At 42.1% G+C, this 19,140-nt stretch carries 20 protein-coding genes and 1 CRISPR repeat array; of the genes, 13 read left to right on the forward strand and 7 right to left on the reverse strand.

Features of this window, described 5'->3' with window-relative positions:
- The first annotated feature begins 13 nt into the window (after positions 1–13).
- Positions 14–121, forward strand: coding sequence for a peptidoglycan-binding domain-containing protein (locus HWQ37_RS00735; protein WP_363318080.1), 108 nt, complete (start codon positions 14–16; stop codon positions 119–121).
- 273 nt (positions 122–394) lie between these two features.
- Here the strand turns inward: HWQ37_RS00735 and wecB are convergent, their stop codons facing one another.
- On the reverse strand, positions 395–1,525 hold the full coding sequence (wecB, locus tag HWQ37_RS00740; protein ID WP_292742630.1) for a non-hydrolyzing UDP-N-acetylglucosamine 2-epimerase: 1,131 nt from the start codon (positions 1,523–1,525) through the stop codon (positions 395–397).
- Between the two features lie 261 nt (positions 1,526–1,786).
- A complete protein-coding gene (locus tag HWQ37_RS00745; RefSeq protein WP_292742632.1) occupies positions 1,787–2,158 on the reverse strand; it encodes a hypothetical protein in 372 nt (123 codons plus the stop codon).
- Between the two features lie 706 nt (positions 2,159–2,864).
- Here HWQ37_RS00745 and HWQ37_RS00750 point away from each other — a divergent pair.
- The 6 genes from HWQ37_RS00750 to HWQ37_RS00775 all read left to right on the forward strand — a co-directional run bounded on the left by HWQ37_RS00750 (position 2,865) and on the right by HWQ37_RS00775 (position 10,483).
- Positions 2,865–4,148 (forward strand): type IV pilus twitching motility protein PilT, encoded by a 1,284-nt coding sequence (locus tag HWQ37_RS00750; protein ID WP_292742634.1) that lies wholly within the window; start codon positions 2,865–2,867, stop codon positions 4,146–4,148.
- Between the two features lie 225 nt (positions 4,149–4,373).
- Positions 4,374–5,141, forward strand: coding sequence for a circadian clock KaiB family protein (locus HWQ37_RS00755; RefSeq protein WP_292742636.1), 768 nt, complete (start codon positions 4,374–4,376; stop codon positions 5,139–5,141).
- Between the two features lie 254 nt (positions 5,142–5,395).
- Positions 5,396–7,649: direct repeats of the CRISPR family, unit length 37 nt; unit sequence ATTGCAATCAACTAAAATCCCTATTAGGGATTGAAAC.
- 144 nt (positions 7,650–7,793) lie between these two features.
- On the forward strand, positions 7,794–8,063 hold the full coding sequence (gene rpsO / locus HWQ37_RS00760; RefSeq protein ID WP_094343580.1) for a 30S ribosomal protein S15: 270 nt from the start codon (positions 7,794–7,796) through the stop codon (positions 8,061–8,063).
- A gap of 11 nt (positions 8,064–8,074) precedes the next feature.
- Positions 8,075–8,545 (forward strand): PAM68 family protein, encoded by a 471-nt coding sequence (locus HWQ37_RS00765; RefSeq protein WP_292742640.1) that lies wholly within the window; start codon positions 8,075–8,077, stop codon positions 8,543–8,545.
- 278 nt (positions 8,546–8,823) lie between these two features.
- Positions 8,824–9,882 carry a 3-deoxy-7-phosphoheptulonate synthase gene (aroF, locus tag HWQ37_RS00770; protein ID WP_292742642.1) on the forward strand — a complete coding sequence of 353 codons (1,059 nt, stop codon included), beginning with the start codon at positions 8,824–8,826 and terminating at the stop codon, positions 9,880–9,882.
- Positions 9,883–10,249: 367 nt separating this feature from the next.
- Complete coding sequence (locus tag HWQ37_RS00775; RefSeq protein WP_292742644.1) at positions 10,250–10,483, forward strand: EF-hand domain-containing protein; 234 nt, start codon at positions 10,250–10,252, stop codon at positions 10,481–10,483.
- Positions 10,484–10,601: 118 nt separating this feature from the next.
- Here the strand turns inward: HWQ37_RS00775 and HWQ37_RS00780 are convergent, their stop codons facing one another.
- Positions 10,602–11,348, reverse strand: coding sequence for an anti-sigma factor (locus tag HWQ37_RS00780; protein WP_292742646.1), 747 nt, complete (start codon positions 11,346–11,348; stop codon positions 10,602–10,604).
- A gap of 6 nt (positions 11,349–11,354) precedes the next feature.
- The gene (locus tag HWQ37_RS00785; protein WP_292742648.1) at positions 11,355–11,924 is read right to left on the reverse strand and encodes a sigma-70 family RNA polymerase sigma factor; all 570 of its coding nucleotides are present in this window, start codon (positions 11,922–11,924) and stop codon (positions 11,355–11,357) included.
- A 546-nt stretch (positions 11,925–12,470) separates the two neighbouring features.
- On the opposite strand from HWQ37_RS00785, the gene HWQ37_RS00790 reads away from it, so the two are divergent.
- The 4 genes from HWQ37_RS00790 (at position 12,471) to HWQ37_RS00805 (ending at position 14,682) form a co-directional block, all read left to right on the forward strand.
- A complete protein-coding gene (locus tag HWQ37_RS00790) occupies positions 12,471–12,827 on the forward strand; it encodes a hypothetical protein (protein WP_292742650.1) in 357 nt (118 codons plus the stop codon).
- Between the two features lie 10 nt (positions 12,828–12,837).
- Positions 12,838–13,107 carry a peptidase gene (locus HWQ37_RS00795; RefSeq protein ID WP_292742651.1) on the forward strand — a complete coding sequence of 90 codons (270 nt, stop codon included), beginning with the start codon at positions 12,838–12,840 and terminating at the stop codon, positions 13,105–13,107.
- Positions 13,108–13,305: 198 nt separating this feature from the next.
- Positions 13,306–13,707 (forward strand): cupredoxin domain-containing protein, encoded by a 402-nt coding sequence (locus HWQ37_RS00800; protein WP_292742653.1) that lies wholly within the window; start codon positions 13,306–13,308, stop codon positions 13,705–13,707.
- Between the two features lie 63 nt (positions 13,708–13,770).
- Positions 13,771–14,682: a metallophosphoesterase family protein gene (locus HWQ37_RS00805; protein ID WP_292742655.1), complete on the forward strand. Its 912-nt coding sequence runs from the start codon at positions 13,771–13,773 to the stop codon at positions 14,680–14,682.
- A gap of 18 nt (positions 14,683–14,700) precedes the next feature.
- Here the strand turns inward: HWQ37_RS00805 and HWQ37_RS00810 are convergent, their stop codons facing one another.
- Positions 14,701–16,191: a glutamine synthetase family protein gene (locus tag HWQ37_RS00810; RefSeq protein ID WP_292742657.1), complete on the reverse strand. Its 1,491-nt coding sequence runs from the start codon at positions 16,189–16,191 to the stop codon at positions 14,701–14,703.
- A 259-nt stretch (positions 16,192–16,450) separates the two neighbouring features.
- Between HWQ37_RS00810 and HWQ37_RS00815 the strand changes: the two genes are divergently transcribed.
- On the forward strand, positions 16,451–17,299 hold the full coding sequence (locus tag HWQ37_RS00815) for a CmcJ/NvfI family oxidoreductase (protein ID WP_292742659.1): 849 nt from the start codon (positions 16,451–16,453) through the stop codon (positions 17,297–17,299).
- A 45-nt stretch (positions 17,300–17,344) separates the two neighbouring features.
- Positions 17,345–18,202 (forward strand): lysophospholipid acyltransferase family protein, encoded by an 858-nt coding sequence (locus HWQ37_RS00820; RefSeq protein WP_292742661.1) that lies wholly within the window; start codon positions 17,345–17,347, stop codon positions 18,200–18,202.
- A 69-nt stretch (positions 18,203–18,271) separates the two neighbouring features.
- Here the strand turns inward: HWQ37_RS00820 and HWQ37_RS00825 are convergent, their stop codons facing one another.
- Together HWQ37_RS00825 and gatC are read right to left on the reverse strand one after the other, a co-directional pair.
- Entirely contained in the window at positions 18,272–18,532 is a 261-nt protein-coding gene (locus HWQ37_RS00825) for a MoaD/ThiS family protein (RefSeq protein WP_292742663.1), read from the reverse strand.
- A gap of 249 nt (positions 18,533–18,781) precedes the next feature.
- Positions 18,782–19,072 carry an Asp-tRNA(Asn)/Glu-tRNA(Gln) amidotransferase subunit GatC gene (gene gatC, locus HWQ37_RS00830; protein WP_292742665.1) on the reverse strand — a complete coding sequence of 97 codons (291 nt, stop codon included), beginning with the start codon at positions 19,070–19,072 and terminating at the stop codon, positions 18,782–18,784.
- Positions 19,073–19,140: the final 68 nt, after the last annotated feature.

Below are 19,140 nucleotides of genomic sequence, written 5' to 3' on the forward strand. Positions count from 1 at the left end.
CACAGTTGATGGAATTTACGGTCAAGAAACTGTTAGCCGAGTCCGAAGCTTTCAGCAAAGTAAAGGTCTACTTGTAGATGGTGTTGTCGGCCCCGAAACTCGATCCGCTCTGGGTATTTAGCCACGAGCCATCCTTGGAAAATCTCTTTTCCAAGTTCCACCTGTTTTCTGACGCGATCGAGATAAATAATGTTCGTAGTAAGGACTTTAGTCCTGGCTTTGGGGACTGAAGTCCCCACTACAAACTGTTTAGGATGATTTAGTGGACATCATATCATTAGGCGGGCAAGACGACTCACTACACAAAAACGAGTAAAAATAGAAAAACCGGGGTAAAAGCCGGTTTTTTGCAACCTATAAAACAGAAATTTTGCACTTTGTTTAATCCAGGTTCCTAAGTTGATGTTTCTGATGAAATACCTAAGTAATTTTGCACAATCTGCAAAATGCGCTCTGCTGCATGACCATCCCCAAAGGGATTTATGGCATTTGCCATCGCTTCATAAGCATTTGAGTCACTGAGTAACTCAGCAGCAGTTGCAAAAATTTTCTCACTCGTAGTTCCCACAAGTTTGGCTGTACCAGCGACAACAGCCTCTGGTCTTTCGGTGGTGTCTCTCAAAACTAGTACTGGTTTTCCCAAACTGGGGGCTTCTTCTTGCAAGCCACCAGAGTCAGTCAGCAAAAGATGCGATCGCCCAATTGCTCCCACCAATTGGCCATAATCTAAAGGATCTGTCAAGAAAATTCGGGGATGATTCCCTAAAAGTTCCTGCAACGGGACTCGCACTGTCGGATTGCGGTGCAATGGTAGCAGCAATGCTGTATCAGGAAACTTGTCTAAAATTTGTAAAAAGCCCTGAGCGATCGCTAATAGAGGTTCTCCCCAATTCTCCCGACGATGAACTGTTGCTAACAGAACCCGACATGAATCCCAGTTTAAGCCTGGGACATCACAAACTACTTGGGTTGCAGCAACATTTAACAATGCATCAATTACCGTGTTACCCGTCATGTGAATTTCACCCAAAACACCAGAACGCTGCAAATTTTCCACAGCCCAAGGAGTCGGCGCAAAGTGCAACTGAGTAATTTGAGAAATCAACCGCCGATTAGCTTCTTCTGGGTAAGGATTGAATATATCATCAGTTCTTAACCCTGCTTCTACATGACCAACAGGGATTTTTTGATAAAAAGCTGCCAAAGCTGCGGCAAAAGCTGTAGTAGTATCTCCCTGGACAATTACTAAATCTGGCTTTTCTACCTTAAATAATGCTTCTAATCCTTGTAAACTACGGCAGGTAATATCATTTAGAGATTGCTGAACCTGCATAATTTCCAAGTTATAATCTGCCTTGATGTTGAACAGTTGCATAACTTGCTCAACCATCTCCCGATGCTGTCCAGTTAGAATTACTTGCAACTGAAATCCTGAAAACTTCTGGAAAACCTGAATCACTGGAGCGAGTTTAATCGCTTCTGGGCGAGTACCTAAGATAATGCAAACACGTTTTTGATTAGTCATTAGTCATCTGTAATTTACCATCTATAGTCAATGGTCTATAGTCAATGGTCTATGGTCAATGGTCTATGGTCAATCCTTATATAAACCATAAATATTAATGGATAAATCACACAAGATATAAAAAAACCCGGCTTAACCGGGCAAATGCACTGTTTGTATAATTAACCTGTAATGACTATTTAAAAGTTCAAATTATAAAAACCATGAAAAAACCCGGCTTAACCGGGCAGACGCACTGTTTGTCTAATTCACTTGTAATGACTATTTAATCTCACAAGTTAGAGGGCAAGCAGCGTAGACAGTAGTCTGCATTTGGTCTGCCTCTCCATGCAGCCAGCTTAACCATTTAACTTCACTAGGATGAATCCCCTTGAAAGTTAGCACACCCGCAGCCAATACAACTGCCATGACATTAAACATTATTAGAGCGCCCGCTACAAGCAAAACCGCACTAACAGGCATCACAGATTGTAAGACGATCGACAACAGACATCCGACTGTAGCCATTAAGACAACTAGCGGAAAACCTACAACCAACAAACAAACTGCTAATGTAAAAGTCCATATTAAAAAGCTTTTAATCATCAACAAGGAGTAGGTCTTTCCTAGATTAGAGCTTTGAGCAGAAACCATGACTTTTCCTCCCAAAATACACAACAAATTTTAACTTCAGTCATATCTCGCTTTTTGCGAGTAAACTGAATTGTTTCACGTGAAATTCAGTATATAAAAACTAATGGGAAAAATGAGCATTTGTTTACTAAAGTTTACAGTTAATTTTTTCTAATTATGGATATAAACTCAACTTTCTATCTATTAAAAAAACTTGTTTGCTGCATCTATCTTCAGGTATATAACCTAAAAAGCATGAGCTTTTAACCTTGATCCCCACGATATCGCACCTATTGAACTTAACATTTCTTATAAAAATTAGTACTACCTCTCATAATTCATAGATGGGCTGAATAAATGATCTGCTAGTATTTGTGCTGTTAATTGCTGGCAATTCGTCTCCATGTCTGAGATAAATTTCTCATTTAAGTCATGAGAATATTTACTTTAAATTAAAAGCTTTAAAAAATACTTACTAGCCTATGTATATTTACGAGGTCTTTTGAGTCCTTGTGTATGTTAAACCAGTTTAGATAGGTTAAATAATCTATCTAAATATTCTCAGTAGTGGAATCTTAGGAAATAAAAGATACTAACCGTAGTTCTAGAGTTTCAATCCCCTTCTATCACCGCGAAGGCTTGCAGACAAGCATTTTCTAAAAGTCATCAAAGCAAGTGACTTTACATCTCGTTAATTCAACTTTTTAACTGCCAAATGTGAAGATATATGACAGAATCACAGTCTCCATTAAATTCTAACTCTCCTGCCGGACGTAATCTGCCCCCAATGCCGCCGCCACCACCGCCAAACCCAACCTTTAGTACCCAGAGGCAGATGACACAAACACTGGATATGTCAATGGATAGGGGTAATAATCCGCCTGTTGCGGGTCATCGTCCGGGTAGTCCACCGCCAATACCTAGTTCAGTTCGCCCTCAAAACAGCAGTCCAGAAGTCACTTTAGAGAAGTTAATCAGAGAAGCTTACGACCAGGGATATTCTGACTTGCACTTGGGTGTAGGTGAAGTACCCCGCTTCCGCAGTCGAGGAGAAATTCAATCAATGGATTATCCAGAAACAGATAAAGAAGCTTTTATGAGTTGGTTGCGGGAGGTGATGAGTGAGGGGGAAATTCAGCGTTTTGAAGAAACCTTAGAATTTGACGGAGCAACTCAGTATGACTTTGCTCGTGTGCGGATTAATGTTTTTGGCTCCCTCAAAGGGCCTGCAATGGTGTTGCGGTTGATTCCACTGAAAATATTAACTATGGAACAGTTGAATTTACCCCCTATTTTTCGGGATATTTGTCATCACCACAAAGGTTTAATTTTGGTGACTGGGCCGACTGGTTCTGGTAAGTCCACCACAATGGCAGCGATGGTTGACTACATCAATAAGGAGATGGCCAAGCATATCATCACCATTGAAGACCCGATAGAATTTATCCATCAAAGCCGTAAGTCGTTGGTGAAACAGAGGGAAGTGGGAATGCATACCCGGAAATTTGACAACGCTTTGAAAGCAGCTTTGCGGGAAGACCCAGATTTGATTCTAGTGGGGGAAATGCGAGACAAGGAAACCGTTAACACCGCCCTAAAAGCCGCTCAAACTGGTCACTTGGTTATGGGAACCCTGCACACCAATAGCGCTGTCAAAACCATTGAGCGGATTCTCAACCTCTATTCTGGTGATGAACAAGATGCGATGCGGGTAGCAATTTCTGAGTCTTTAGTGGCAGTAATTGCTCAAGGTTTGTGTCGGACAACTGACGGTAAGCGGGCTGCTTTCCACGATGTACTGATCAATACTGAGGCGATTAAGGAATGGATCAAAGACGGTAAGTATGATGAAATTGGCGAGTTGATGAAACAAGCTGGCTTTGACGGCATGATTACGATGAATCAGTCGTTGCTTAATCTCTATCAAGACGGACGAATCACTGAAGAAACTGCTTTGGAAATGTCACCAACTCCTAACGAAATGGCGCAGTTTCTCCGAGGTCGAGTTTAGGATTGGGGGCTGGGGGCTGGGAGATGAGGGAGATGAGGGAGACAAGGGAGACAAGGAGATAAACAAAACTCCTAACTCTTAACTCCTAACTCCTAACTCATAACTCTTAACTCAGCACTCCTAACGCCCAATTCCCAATTCCAAATATCTTTGCGATCCTGGTTGAGGTTATAGCTAAGGTAAAAGGTAAAGAGAGAATTTTTTACTTTTAGCTTCCTAACCTCTGTGAATAATTTAACGACAAACAAACTATCTACGCCCCAGCTGTTTAAAGGCATTGCCCTGTTTACACCTGGAGGAGATTTAATTTACTGCATCGATCCTAGCAAGCAGGGTCGATGGCATTTGCATTTGTGTTCGGCTTTGCAAGAAATCCTAGATTTACCAGAGCCGCCGCACTTTTTAGTGCCTTGTTATACTGCAACTATTGACAATTGGTTAGATCCGCGCACTCAACAAGTGCGAACTTTTGCTGAAGCTTATCCGGCTGTAATTAGACACCAAGCTTTGCTTAATGCCATTTTTGGCACGGGGGAGTTAGTATGGCAAGCAGCTCCTTGGCAAGAAGGATTGTGCGATCGCATGGTGTTAACAACTTATCGTTCGTCATTTGGGCAGCTTTGGGAGGATCACGATTTAATTGTCCGTCTAGACCTTTCTGAACCTGTGCCAAAATACCACCAACCAGTAATAGTACAAAAAAAGGAAGCGATCGCACAAGGCTATGTTCTCCGCTTGTTTGTTGCCGGACATAGCAGTAGTACTGAACGCATTCTGCAAAATTTACATGAATTATTAGAGCGATCGCTCGGACATCCTTATACTCTGAAGGTAATTGATGTTTTAACTCATCCAGAACAAGCGGAACTGAATCAGGTTTCTGCAACTCCTACCCTTGTCAAGGTTTGGCCTCACCCAATTCGGCGAATCGTTGGAGAGTTAGATCATGTAGAAAAGATTTTACAGATGTTAGCTGCTAAGGAAAAAATTTAAGTAATTAGATTAGTTTTATTTGCCAAGTGCGCGAATGGGTAGGTGTACAAAATCAGAAGGGGTAAAAAATGGCTGCTGCTCCATCTATACAAGGCTTTCAAGACAATGGCACTCTTAAACCATCCGCGCACCTTATGGGGAGTGGCTTTCAGCGATTTGCATCTTGTGTTATGACTATTCCATGTGTTATGATTTAACTATCCGCGCAACTGCACCTTGAAAACCAAATACAACAGGGCTTTCAGAAGCCAGCGATTGCAATCAACTAAAATCCCTATTAGGGATTGAAACAAAAGTGAGATCGGTATTCGTACCATAAAGGCGAATTGCAATCAACTAAAATCCCTATTAGGGATTGAAACGGCGAATCCTGAAGCGATATTGGCGGCAATAGTTTATTGCAATCAACTAAAATCCCTATTAGGGATTGAAACACTAAGGACATCCCAAACGGCTGCATAGTCACCATCATTGCAATCAACTAAAATCCCTATTAGGGATTGAAACGATGGTTTTGATCGGGTATGGTCATTCACTCTTGCATTGCAATCAACTAAAATCCCTATTAGGGATTGAAACCTGGAGAGTTTGCACCATACGCAAACCTACGTAATATTGCAATCAACTAAAATCCCTATTAGGGATTGAAACACTTCTGTTTCTTACGAGCCAGAAGTATTTAAAGTATTGCAATCAACTAAAATCCCTATTAGGGATTGAAACATTTCAGCAGGTACAATTCCAACTATTCCTGCTAATTGCAATCAACTAAAATCCCTATTAGGGATTGAAACTGGCAGCAATCTGATTTCCATAGCCGTAATTTGGATTGCAATCAACTAAAATCCCTATTAGGGATTGAAACGGGATTTTTCCACTAACTAATGCAGGTAAGCGATATTGCAATCAACTAAAATCCCTATTAGGGATTGAAACAAATTTATCAGTGTGCGGCCTACTAACTTGCTAGGATTGCAATCAACTAAAATCCCTATTAGGGATTGAAACTACAACTTGCCGAGTTTGTTGGGTAGCTTTAAAATTGCAATCAACTAAAATCCCTATTAGGGATTGAAACTTCAATAATATCATGTATGGCCGGAGCGATCGCAAATTGCAATCAACTAAAATCCCTATTAGGGATTGAAACCTAACATTGCAGGAACCACAGTACAAAATACTGATATTGCAATCAACTAAAATCCCTATTAGGGATTGAAACAAGAGCGATCGCTTTCTGCGCTTCCAGTATTTTCATTGCAATCAACTAAAATCCCTATTAGGGATTGAAACGTAAGTCATGGGCATTCGTGCGATCGCCATTTGCATTGCAATCAACTAAAATCCCTATTAGGGATTGAAACGTCCACCAATCGCTGAATTCTGTGGGTAGGGAAATATTGCAATCAACTAAAATCCCTATTAGGGATTGAAACAAAGGTGTAACGGAAGGGACACAAATGTATTATATTGATTGCAATCAACTAAAATCCCTATTAGGGATTGAAACCATCAATAACAAACTCTGCTATCTCCATTGCTTGCTATTGCAATCAACTAAAATCCCTATTAGGGATTGAAACGCTTTGGTTACAATTTAGGTAGCAATTTTTACATTGCAATCAACTAAAATCCCTATTAGGGATTGAAACTTGCAAGTATGCAACGGATTATGTTCACGTTCAGAATTGCAATCAACTAAAATCCCTATTAGGGATTGAAACATTTGACCATCAATAAACTCACCCTTCTTTTTAATTGCAATCAACTAAAATCCCTATTAGGGATTGAAACTCCAGTTCCCACCAACGGCCCAAAAGATTGCTTAAGATTGCAATCAACTAAAATCCCTATTAGGGATTGAAACAACTGCTTTGAGTATCAGTATCAATAGTGCTGTATTGCAATCAACTAAAATCCCTATTAGGGATTGAAACCAGTTTTGTTGAGTGTCAATGCTACCCATTGCTTGTATTGCAATCAACTAAAATCCCTATTAGGGATTGAAACTACCCGTGAAATACTACCGGAGTCCATACCAAATTGCAATCAACTAAAATCCCTATTAGGGATTGAAACCAAGCTGTACCAGTCCAGCGCGAGAAGCGATAGATTGCAATCAACTAAAATCCCTATTAGGGATTGAAACTTATAACGAGAAATCGACAATAAAAAGCGGCGGCAATTGCAATCAACTAAAATCCCTATTAGGGATTGAAACCTGCCAAATAATATCATGATTGATTATTGCAATCAACTAAAATCCCTATTAGGGATTGAAACGTAGTAATCCAGCCGCGGCTAGTAGCAGTTATTCAATTGCAATCAACTAAAATCCCTATCAGGGATTGAAACGATGGATTATTAGCAATGGTTGAAGATTGGCGCGAATCGCAATCAATTAAAATCCCTATTAGGGATTGAAACTTATCTTCTATCGTCTTGGTGCGATCGCCTGATGGTGCAATACGATCAGAATCAATTAAAATCCCTATCAGGGATTAGAACGAAGTTTACCGAGAGTTAGCCTCTAAAAACTAGTATCAAAAAGTACAAATATTACTTCAAAGGTCATTCCACATCCAGCTTGAGGGCTGTGATATTATAGGAGACTGCTACATACATTTAGAAAAACTAGAAACTGAATCGATCATGGCCCTCACGCAACTGCGGAAACAAGAAATAATTTCCACCTACCAAGTTCACGAAACTGACACTGGCTCTGCCGATGTCCAAGTTGCCATGCTAACTGAGCGCATTAACCGCCTCAGCGAACATCTCCAGGCAAATAAAAAAGACCATTCTTCCCGCCGGGGACTTTTGAAGCTAATCGGTCAGCGCAAGCGTCTTCTAGCTTATATATCGCAAGAAAGCCGGGAAAAATATCAAGCATTGATTGCTCGTCTCGGTATTCGTGGATAGGATTACCGCTTATGTCTGCTGAAGAATCTGAACGCAGTCGTTTGCCCTTTGAACCGAACAAAAAGCGCCAAAAACCCGCAAAAACTCCAAGTAAACCACCAGCACAGCCTCAAGAATCCGTCAAACAGGCTGATAAAAAAGTGGCTTACACCAAACAAGAGATGGCAATTCCCCAAGTAGTCAGCCAGAGGATGATCCGACGGGTAGCTGGGTTTTGTGGTGTACCAACAGCTTTGGGCATTAGCGCCTTGATTGCTAGCTATCTGCTTGCTACCTACTCCGACATCCGACTACCTCCCATCGCCGTGTTATTGGTGAACATGGGATTATTTGGTTTGGGAGTTTTAGGGATAACTTATGGCGTTCTCTCTGCCTCTTGGGAGGAAGAAAAAGTCGGAAGTTTGCTGGGTTTGGGTGAGTTCAACACCAATTTGGGACGAATGGTAGCAGCTTGGCGCGAAACTCGGCAAAAAAACTTATAATGAACGGCGCTCAGGTATTAAGTAACTGTGATATTGGGTAAATGAAGATGTGAATGTTGAAGTTGAAATTTTATAACTTCAACATTGCTAATTAATATACAATCTTTTTTATACCCTTATATAGTTATTTAGCAGTAAAAATACTGACTGAGCGCTACATTTTATCTATTCATTTTGTAAACAAATTTTATTTTTAACTATTTCTAATTAGGCCAATAGGCAACAATAAAGTTAGCCTACTTACAGAAAATTTTACTCAATTAATCAGGAACTTTCAGATGATTATAGTAATGAAAAGTGGTTCTCCAGAAGCGGAAATAAACCGCATCGATGAGGAACTAACTAGCTGGGGGCTAACTCCAGAAAAAATTGTTGGTCAACACAAAGTAGTTATTGGTCTAGTAGGTGAAACCGCCAGCTTAGATCCGCTACAAATTCAGGAACTTAGCCCCTGGATTGAGCAGGTGTTGCGCGTAGAACAGCCTTACAAACGAGCTAGTCGCCAGTATCGGCACGGCGAAGCTTCAGATGTGGTGGTTAATACTCCCAATGGAGCGGTAGTATTTGGCGAACACCAGCCTTTGGTAGTTGTTGCCGGCCCCTGCTCCGTAGAAAATGAAGAAATGATTGTGGAAACGGCGCGGCGTGTCAAGGCAGCTGGAGCAGCATTTTTGCGCGGAGGGGCATACAAACCTCGAACTTCACCTTATGCCTTCCAAGGACACGGCGAGAGTGCTTTGGATTTGTTGGCAAAAGCGCGGGAAGTTAGCGGACTAGGTATTATTACAGAAGTGATGGATGCCGCGGACCTGGATAAAATTACCGAAGTTGCTGATGTGATTCAGGTGGGAGCAAGAAATATGCAGAATTTCTCCTTGCTCAAAAAAGTGGGAGCGCAGCCGAAACCAGTTTTGTTGAAGCGGGGAATGGCGGCTACTATTGAAGATTGGTTGATGGCAGCCGAGTATATTTTGGCATCTGGTAATCCCAATGTAATTTTGTGTGAAAGGGGAATACGCACCTTTGACCGTCAGTATACGCGAAATACACTAGATTTATCAGTAGTGCCAGTGTTGCGAAAACTGACTCATCTGCCAATTATGATTGACCCCAGTCACGGCGTAGGTTGGTCTGAATTTGTGCCTTCAATGGCAATGGCTGCGATCGCAGCTGGCACAGATTCCCTGATGATAGAGGTTCACCCTAATCCTGCCAAAGCTTTATCCGACGGACCCCAATCTCTGACACCAGATCGATTCGATAAGTTGATGCAAGAATTGGCAGTAATTGGTAAAGCGGTGGGACGCTGGCAGCAACCAGCAGTGGCTCTAGTATAGGTCGGCAGACATAAACAGACCATATTGGTGGGAGAATAAATAATCAGGTTAAAACCAATTTTGGGGCAAGAATCGCCAGCAGGTTTCAGATCCCCGACTCTTGATTCGCATTCGGAGAAGCCTGACTGCAAAATTCTCTCCCTTGCTCCCTTGCCTGATTTCCTGCCGTCCACACCCCCATTAAAGAAGGCGCGTCCATGTCGATTTATTTTTATCGTCATGCAAACCCTGTAACCCACAGCGTACCCCGATCTAAGCCCTAGCGATCGCCGTTTCTACGTCTAAAGATACAAGTTTATTTAATTTTGAGAGATTAATCAGAGATTAATGAGATATTAAGTTGAAAAACCAATTCAGATAGAAACTTATGACAACCGAGCAAGAGCTTCAATCTCTTTTTAATACCTTAGATAGCGATCGAGACGGCAAAGTATCCCTTAATGATCTTTTTTTAAGTCCTGGGTTAAGTGCAATCATTTCATCAGAAACAAATACCACTAGTCCCCAGGAATTGCTAGTAAATTATGATTCAGACAAAGACGGCAGTATTACCTTTGAAGAGTTAAAGGAAGCAGTTGAGAAAGCAAATAATTTAAACTAGCAACCCAATCCCTAACACCCAATACCCAATACCCAAAAATCCCTCTCTAGCCCACGCTTTGAGGGATTTGCAATTTTCATGGTCATTCGCTCAATTAATCCACCGTAGAGAGCGGATATTAAAGTTTGCTGCCATCACCAGAAAAAACACTCTTCATGACTACCTCTCCGAGTGGATACCGATGGTTAGAGGATGGCTCTAGAGTCACAAACATTTCTGATACCTCCGCATCATAGAAATCAGCCGGCATCGCAAATTTTTCGACAATCTTACCCTGTGTACTGGCACTAAGCTGTCCGCACGGGATTTTTTCGCCCTCAACAACTGCCCAAAGTCGGTAAACACTTCCAACAGGTGGAGGGGGAAGATTTTGAATCGCAATCACACCTGTTTGCTGCTCCAGATTCAGTAAAAAACTGCCGGTTGCTGTTTTTGCGACATTCACACCCTGAAGAGGAAACAGGCGAGTTGCTTTTTGTTGGAGGAGTGTCTTGAGATTATCAGCTATCTGCAATTCTATCCGCAAGTGGTAGTTATTTATTCCCAAGTACAAAATTAATAGTGCTGCGACACTGCCGATGATTTTGCGCCAAGGCAGACTATAGGGAAACCTAAAGAGATTTTCAGTCTCTGCATCCTTTAAGTTGCTGAGAATAGCTGCACGCAAATGCGGTGGCGGCTCAACAGCATTTAAACCATAAAGTACTTCATCTAATACTTGCTTTAACCGCTCTACTTCCACCACCAACTCAGGATTTTCTGTGAGCATCTGCTGAAACTCAAGAGCTTCCTCAGTCGCCAGTTCACCCAGGACATAACCTGCTACTAACTGTTGTACATATTGAGAATTTTCTGGTGCAGTCATAGGTAACTAATCAATAGCATCAAGTAATATTTGTTTCAGCTTCAGTAGTCCTTGCCGCGTCCAAGTTTTCACTGTTCCTAATGGTGTGTCTAATTGTTGAGCAATCTCCGACTGGCTAAGTCCAGCATCATAAGCCATCTCTATTACCTGACGTTGCTTGTCTGGCAGTTGGGTAAGGGCAGAGCGAACGGCAAGAGAACGTTCTGTTAACAAAGCTTGTTCAACCGGAGTTGGAGAGGGGGTTTCGGCGGTGACTGTTTGCCCAAAACGGTTCAAGAGCTTAAGGATGCGACTCCGAGAACGGATTTTATCTATTGCCCTTGAGCGGGTCATCACGATCAGATAACGCAGGAAATGACTATGGTTGGGATTGATAGTCGCATTGCACCACAAACCTAAAAAAATCTCCTGCGTTAAATCCTCCGCTTCCTGCTGGTTTTGCAATACTTTCAGTGCAATTCCGTAGACTACCTGACCATAACGGTCATAGAGAATACCTAACGCCCCAGCCTGTTTTGCTTTTAGGGCGTGAAGCAACTCTGTATCTGTCTGGTGTGGGGGAGAATGTGACTCCATGCTGGGGTGTGAATATACCTGGGTCGATATCAGGTAATGTACCATTTACTTGGCAATGGCAGAGATTTTACTTCTATTTATATAACGATTGACGCACGTAATTGGATTTTAGATTGTAAAAGTTACGCTGAAATTGCTGTAACGAAATATTAAATCAGCAAAGAAGCTCTTGAATGAATCGTTCTAAGGTTTTTATAAAACTCAACCTGCATTGCTTTTATCGTGCCAACTGACTTAGGGTTTGATAGTGGTGCAATATTTTAGTTGAAGGTTAAATCCAAATTCTCCTCTCGTTCGTTATAGGAATAGAAGCGAACATTAACCCAGACAATTGTTGATTTTGGTAATGCTTGATTGAAGAGATCCGATGCCGTTTACAGCGTGTGAGTCTCTCTCAAATAGAACTAGACAACGCTATTTAATTGTATCTCTACTAAAACAGCCTTTGTCACTCGCAGATCACCCACATGAGAACAAGTTGGGTAAGTTTTCCCATACCTGTTTTCATTGCTTTATCCCAACAACTCTATTAACTTTGGTAGAACCATGCAACATTATATTCTCTCTATTTTATCAGCAGCTTTGTTAATATCCCCTGTACTAACAACCACTGCTCAAGCACAAACCCCAATTACATATAACTCAGTCGTGACTAACAGTGCCAAAGTCAGTCAAATAAGTCCTTTCAATCTGGCTTTTATGGCTGAACGCGGCTACTTACAAAATGTAGGTATCAAGAGTGGTCATGCTTTGTTGAACGCGCATCAGTCGGGAATGCTAACAGCTAAAAATATTGTTCAAAGTGCGGTGAAGGCAAAGCTACTACCAGAAGAAACTCTATCCGATCGCGGATATTTAAACGCAGTAGAAGCACAATTACAAGCCTTAGAAGAACAAGATTAGGAATTTGATAATGAGATTAGTCTTCCGCAAATATCACCGAATGATTGCACTTACAATCTGCTTACCACTAATTATCACCGCAGTTACAGGTATTGCCATGACAGTTGCGGATGAGTGGTTACATCAAGGCCAATTATTCGGATTTCTCCTCAAAATTCATACGTTCCAATTTTTGGGACTGTCAGAAATTTTACCCATATTCAACGGATTGGGATTGCTGAGTTTAATTGCCACCGGACTAAATATGACGGGTTTATTTTCTCAACGGCGCAAGTCATAACAAGTAAAACAGGACTTACGCAAAAGATAACGACAGTAGCGGTAATTCATGAATTACCGCTACGCAAGAATAAGGTTTTCGGTCACATCTTGCGTAAGTCCTGAAAAAGTAAAAATGCAGCAAATCGCCGATTGTTATCTGTTGTATTTGTGCTTTGTCTGGTGCAATTCCTTAATAAACTTTCGGTTCTATCGATATATGAAATATATCTCTTACTTCCTTCAAGGACTTGCTTCTGCAATTCTGGTAATTGTGTTTTCTTTATCATCCTGCACCCCCAACCGACAATCTGTAATACCTACACCCCAAGCACAGGAAATTAACACCAATACCGCAAATCCTACCGTCAAAATTGTCAATTTTAAATACCTACCGTCAGATATCAAGATCGGCGCTGGTGATACAGTACAGTTCGTCAATCAAGACGAGGAACCACACACCGTTACCGCCAAAGATGGCTCTTTTGATTCTAAGGGACTAGATAACGCCGAAGCTTGGAAACACACATTCACGCAGCCGGGAACTTTCCCTTACTTATGTTCTATTCATCCCTATATGCAAGGGACAATTACTGTCAGCACAAGTAAAAAGCACTCATAAAAAATATACAAGAGTGCTTTTTACTTCCAGCAAAGCAACTTTTACTTCAAATAGGAAAATAAAATGAGACGTAGAAACTTTATTGAACACGTTGCTTGGACTGGTCTTGGTATTCTGTGGGCCGTCGGGGAAAATGGTTTACTTACATCTTGTTCCGTCGGAGATTCGCAAGCTCAGAAATTGGCAATTTCTACACCCTTATCATTTGTGCAAATCAGCGATACGCATCTAGGTTTCAATAAGGAAGCGAACCCTCATGTTACTGCTTCTCTGCAACAAGCTATCAACGCCATCAATTCACTACCCACACCACCAGCATTCATTGTTCATACTGGAGACATCACCCACCTTTCCAAACCCGAGGAATTTGATACGGCAAAACAATTGCTTTCTAAATTGAAAGCACCACTGTTTACCCTACCGGGCGAACATGACACCATCGGAGATCGGGGGAAAGCCTATGGAGAAACATTCAGCCAAAAGGACAAAAGAGAAGGTTTGCAAACATGGGACTATAACGGCGTGCATTTGATTTCCCTGACCAATGTGCTGGAATTTGGGGAAACTGGTCAAGGGAAACTTGGTCAATCGCAACTAGATTTGCTAGAAAAAGACCTCACAGCCCAGAAACGAAACACGCCAATAGTGATTTTTAGTCACATTCCTTTGTATAATCTTTATCCTCAATGGGGTTGGGCAACCGCCGACTCAGGCAAAGTACTCGCCTTATTATCCCGCTTTTCTTCTGTTACCGTCCTCAGTGGTCACATTCATCAAGTAATTCAACATAGCGAAGGTAACATTCGATTTAGTACGGCTGCATCTGTTTCCTATCCTTTACCTGCACCAGGTAAAGCTGAAAAACCAGCCCCTGTCAAGTTACCAGAAAAGGATTTACTGGCTGTGTTGGGTTTCCGCACACTGGAATTTGTACCTGCTAATGATGTTAAAATTGACCAGCATTCTCTGGCTTAGTTTTAAACCAAACTCAACTCAAAATAATTCAAAATATTCTCTTTGCTCCCAGTTAGTCACCTGTTTTAAATAGTCTTCTGGTGTCTGATCGGCGACGGACTGCAAAAAGCGATTAATTTCACTCTGTTTCATCTTAATGATGAAGTTGATGAATTGCTGCCCCATTTTTTGAGAAAAAAGTTCGCTTTGGCTCAAATATGAAATCGCCTCTGGCAAACTTTTGGGTAAGGTCGGACTTTCTGTAGCGTAAGGTGACTCTGTTGGGGAGCCAGGGTCAACTTTACGATCTACACCATCTAACCCAGAAATCAATTGCGATGCCATGTAGAGATAGGGATTGGCTGCTGGTTCTCCAACTCGGTTTTCAATGTGGGTGCTGGGGTCATCAAAACCGCCTTGTAATCTAATCATTGCTCCTCGGTTTTCTAACCCCCATCCAGCGCGGTCGGGAGCTAGGGAATAAGGTCTAAATCTTTTATAACCGTTAATTGTCGGGGTTGTGAACACAGAAGCGGCATTGGCGTGTTTAAGAAGACCACCAACGAAGTGTTTACCTAAATCTGACATGAGGGTTTCGGAGTTTGCAGACATGAAGGCGTTCTCGCCTGTGGTTCGGTCTACAAGGGATTGGTGCAAATGCCAGCCATTGGAAGAAGAACCTTGTAGTCCTGGACGACACATAAATGATGCGATGTAACCTTGTTGACGGCAGATTTGCTTGGTCGCCATTCGGAATATCATCATTGTATCCGCAGCTTGCAATGCCGAAATTGGCTCAAAGGTAAATTCAAATTGACCTGCACCCCCTTCGTTTTCTATACTCCTTAAAGGCAATTCCATTTCAACTAAGTTTTCTGCCAGAAGGCGCAGTAAGTCGTGAATTTCTGGATTGTGGGATTCTAAAAGGTATTGGAAGCTATGCTCTACGGCGCTAACTAATGCCGGTTCGCCAGGTTTTCCAGAAGTACCAACATTAGCGATCGCTAACATCGGATCTGATAACTTTGCCAGATACCACTCAACTTCTAAGCCGACAATATGCTCCAATCCTCTTTGATGTAACTCTACCAATGATTGCCGCAAAATACCGCGACTGGAAAAGGGCATTGGCTGACCATTTTGAAAGTACTCGTCACAGAGGATAAAGCCTGTGCGTTTTGCCCAAGGCACAATTTTGAAGGTTTCAGGGTCAGGAACAGCTACAAGATTTGGCGCACCTGTCATCTGAGACATATCTAAGCTACCACCCGGAACAAAGGGGTTAAATACTATTGCACCACCAGTATCAAACAAGAATGTCCCTGTGCTGATTTGCATACCGTTTTCTAAGGCGCTTAAAAATGCCTGGGGTAAGAGCGACTTGCTGCGAACAATGCCATGCTGGTCTGCCCAAGCGGTACGAATCAACAATAGATCCCGTTCTTTGATAACAGCCTTGATCTTTGAAGATGCTTCTTGTTGGATTTCTGTCCACAGGTGATGACGCTCAATAAATCCAGGTCTTTTCATTTGGATTGCCTAATCATGTTCAACTCAAAAGTGCGCTTAGTTTGAAATTAGCGGCTCTATTCACTGTTAAAATACGACCAGTCCGCTCACTCAAACGGGACACACAGCTTATATAGGAATCCTATCTGATTTCTGAACAGGATTTCAGATAAACCTTGATAAAACGGGCTTTTGAGTCTCAGTCTTTTTTCAAAAATCAAATCGGAGTCCTATAATTACTCAAATTTAAGTATTTAACTATATTGAAAAAGGATGTTTTATGAGCCTAGACAGTAGTTTTTTACTTGACCTGCCGCACGTTGAGGCAGAACTGACTTACTTTACGCCAATGGCAGAAAAACCTGTCATCTATGCCTATGAACGACCACCAGGGATTCCACAATCCAACCGGAAGTTCGAGACACACAAGATGCCAGTTTATAACATCCGGGCGGTTTCACAAGACATATCCCTAGATCAAAAAGGCTTTAGACTTGTTGTACAACAAAGCAATGTCGGCAATTTTTATGACGAAGATGAGATCCGCCGTGTCTATTATCCTGAAGCCGAGCAACTTTTGAAAGAGGTAACAGGTGCCCAAAAGGTGGTGATATTCGATCACACTCTCCGTAATGCTCAACGCTTGCAGTCTGGTGAAATCGGGATCAGTGAGCCGATCAAGCGTGTACATAACGACTTTACAGCCAAATCTGGCTATACTCGCGCACGTAAGGAGTTGACAGCACGGGGGGTAGATAACATTGATGAATTGCTACAGCAAAGGTTTGCTTTGATTAACTTTTGGCGAGCGATCGCCCCAGTTTATGAGTCACCATTAGCAGTGTGCGACGCTCAAAGTATCGCACCAGCAGACCTAGTAGCTAGTGACCTCGTGTACCGCGATTACGTTGGTGAAAGCTACTTAATAACCCATAACCCAAAACATCAATGGTTCTACTTCCCCCAAATGCAACCCTGGGAGGCACTATTGTTTAAGTGCTTTGACTCCGCAGAGGACGGACGGGCGAGGTTTCCTGCTCATACTGGGTTTGATGACCCAACTAGCCCACCAGATGCCCCAGCTAGAGAGAGTATTGAATTGCGGACGCTGGTTTTCTATCCTACATAAGGATAAGGATTGTTTGAACTTTGCCAATGCTGTTAGAATGCATCGATGTCAAAAAAGCAACATTTCTTAAACAAAAAACCCGGTTGGTCTTTGGATGAGCGAGATCCAAAGTTCATAGAATCTCTGATGCCCCTGTTTGGCTTTTTGTATCATTACTATTTCCAAGTTCAAACTAGTGGCTGGGATAATATTCCACCCCAACAAAAAGTCCTATTTGTTGGTTCCCATAATGGTGGACTCGCTGCACCCGATATGGCGATGATGATGTACGACTGGTTCCAACGATTTGGTGTAGAGAAACCCGTTTATGGTTTGATGCATCCCAAGGCTTGGGAGGTTAGCACGCCACTAGCGCAGATGGCCGCCAAGGCTGGAGCAATCATTGCCCATCCAAAAATGGCTTACACTGCCTTACGCTCTGGAGCGAGTGTGCTAGTTTATCCCGGTGGAGCGGAAGATGTTTTCCGACCGCATTATTTACGTAATAAAATCTATTTTGCGGGGCGGCAAGGATTTATCAAGTTAGCGTTACGAGAAAATGTGCCGATTGTGCCTGTGATTTCTTGGGGCGCTCACGATACGCTGATTGTGATTGCTGACTGCTACAAAGCTATGCAGCAACTCCACCAGTGGGGGATGCCTTGGCTATTTGGCATCGATCCTGAAGTTTTTCCGATCTATCTGGGACTGCCTTGGGGATTAGCAATTGGCCCATTGCCCAATATTCCATTACCAGTACCTATGTACACACAGGTCTGTCCGCCAATTGCATTTGAACGCTACGGCTCTGAAGCAGCTAGCGATCGCTACTATGTCAATGAATGTTATGAATTAGTTGTTAGTCAAATGCAGCAAGAGTTAAATAACTTAGTGAAGCTAACTACTACGACCAATTCTCTTTGAACAGTTATGAGTTAGAAGTTTTGAATTCTTTAACTCATCATTCATAACTCCTAACTCATAACTGTTTTCCTAGCCGCCACTAACTGGTGGAATCAGCACCACTTCATCGCCATCATGTAGTAAGGTATCTGGTTCGACAAATATCAGATTAATCCCAAAACGGGTTAGATCGCGCCATTGGGAGAGTTCAGGGTGTTCAGCTATGAGGCGATCGCATACTGCTTTGACTGGCATACTATTAGGAAATTCCAGCACCAGTTCCGAAACCCTAAAGGCTTCTTGATAAGCAGCAAACAACTTGACGGTAACGGTGATTACAGATTTAGACATATAACATACTTTGGCAGTATAAGCAAGTGTTTTAATACTTGACAAAGCACCCTGAACTCTTGGCGTTAATTATACATTACTAACTGCATAAAGAAGAATTCAGAAGTCAGAATCAAGACGCTCCTACGTCGCTAACGCTGCGCTATCCGCCAGTCTTACTGAATTCATTCCGAATTCTGACTCACTTCTCCTGCCGGAGACGCTGCGCGTAGCGTTCCGCAGGAAAGTCTAAAATCCGAAATTGTTTGACTATTCAGCATTGAGGATTTTTGGTACTTTGAAAAATTCGCCTTCCTGTTCCGGCGCGCCATTAAGAATACTTTCTCGGTCAGGATAGGGTTGTAATTCATCCTCTCGTGTGATATTACTGACATCAATTGCCCGTGTTGTTGGTAGCACATCACTGACATCAAGTTCATTCAATTGTTCGATATAGTCCAGAATACTTCCCAACTGGGTAGTAAATTGCTCCTCTTCCTCTGGAGTCAATTCTAAACGAGCAAGATTAGCAACTTTGTGAACTTGTTCTTGGTCAATCATAAATTGTCATTTGTCATTGGTCATTGGTCATTGGTCATTAGTCCTTAGCAAATGACAAAGAACTAATG

This window comes from Nostoc sp. NMS4 (genome assembly GCF_017115095.1).
Classification (GTDB): Bacteria; Cyanobacteriota; Cyanobacteriia; order Cyanobacteriales; family Nostocaceae; genus Nostoc.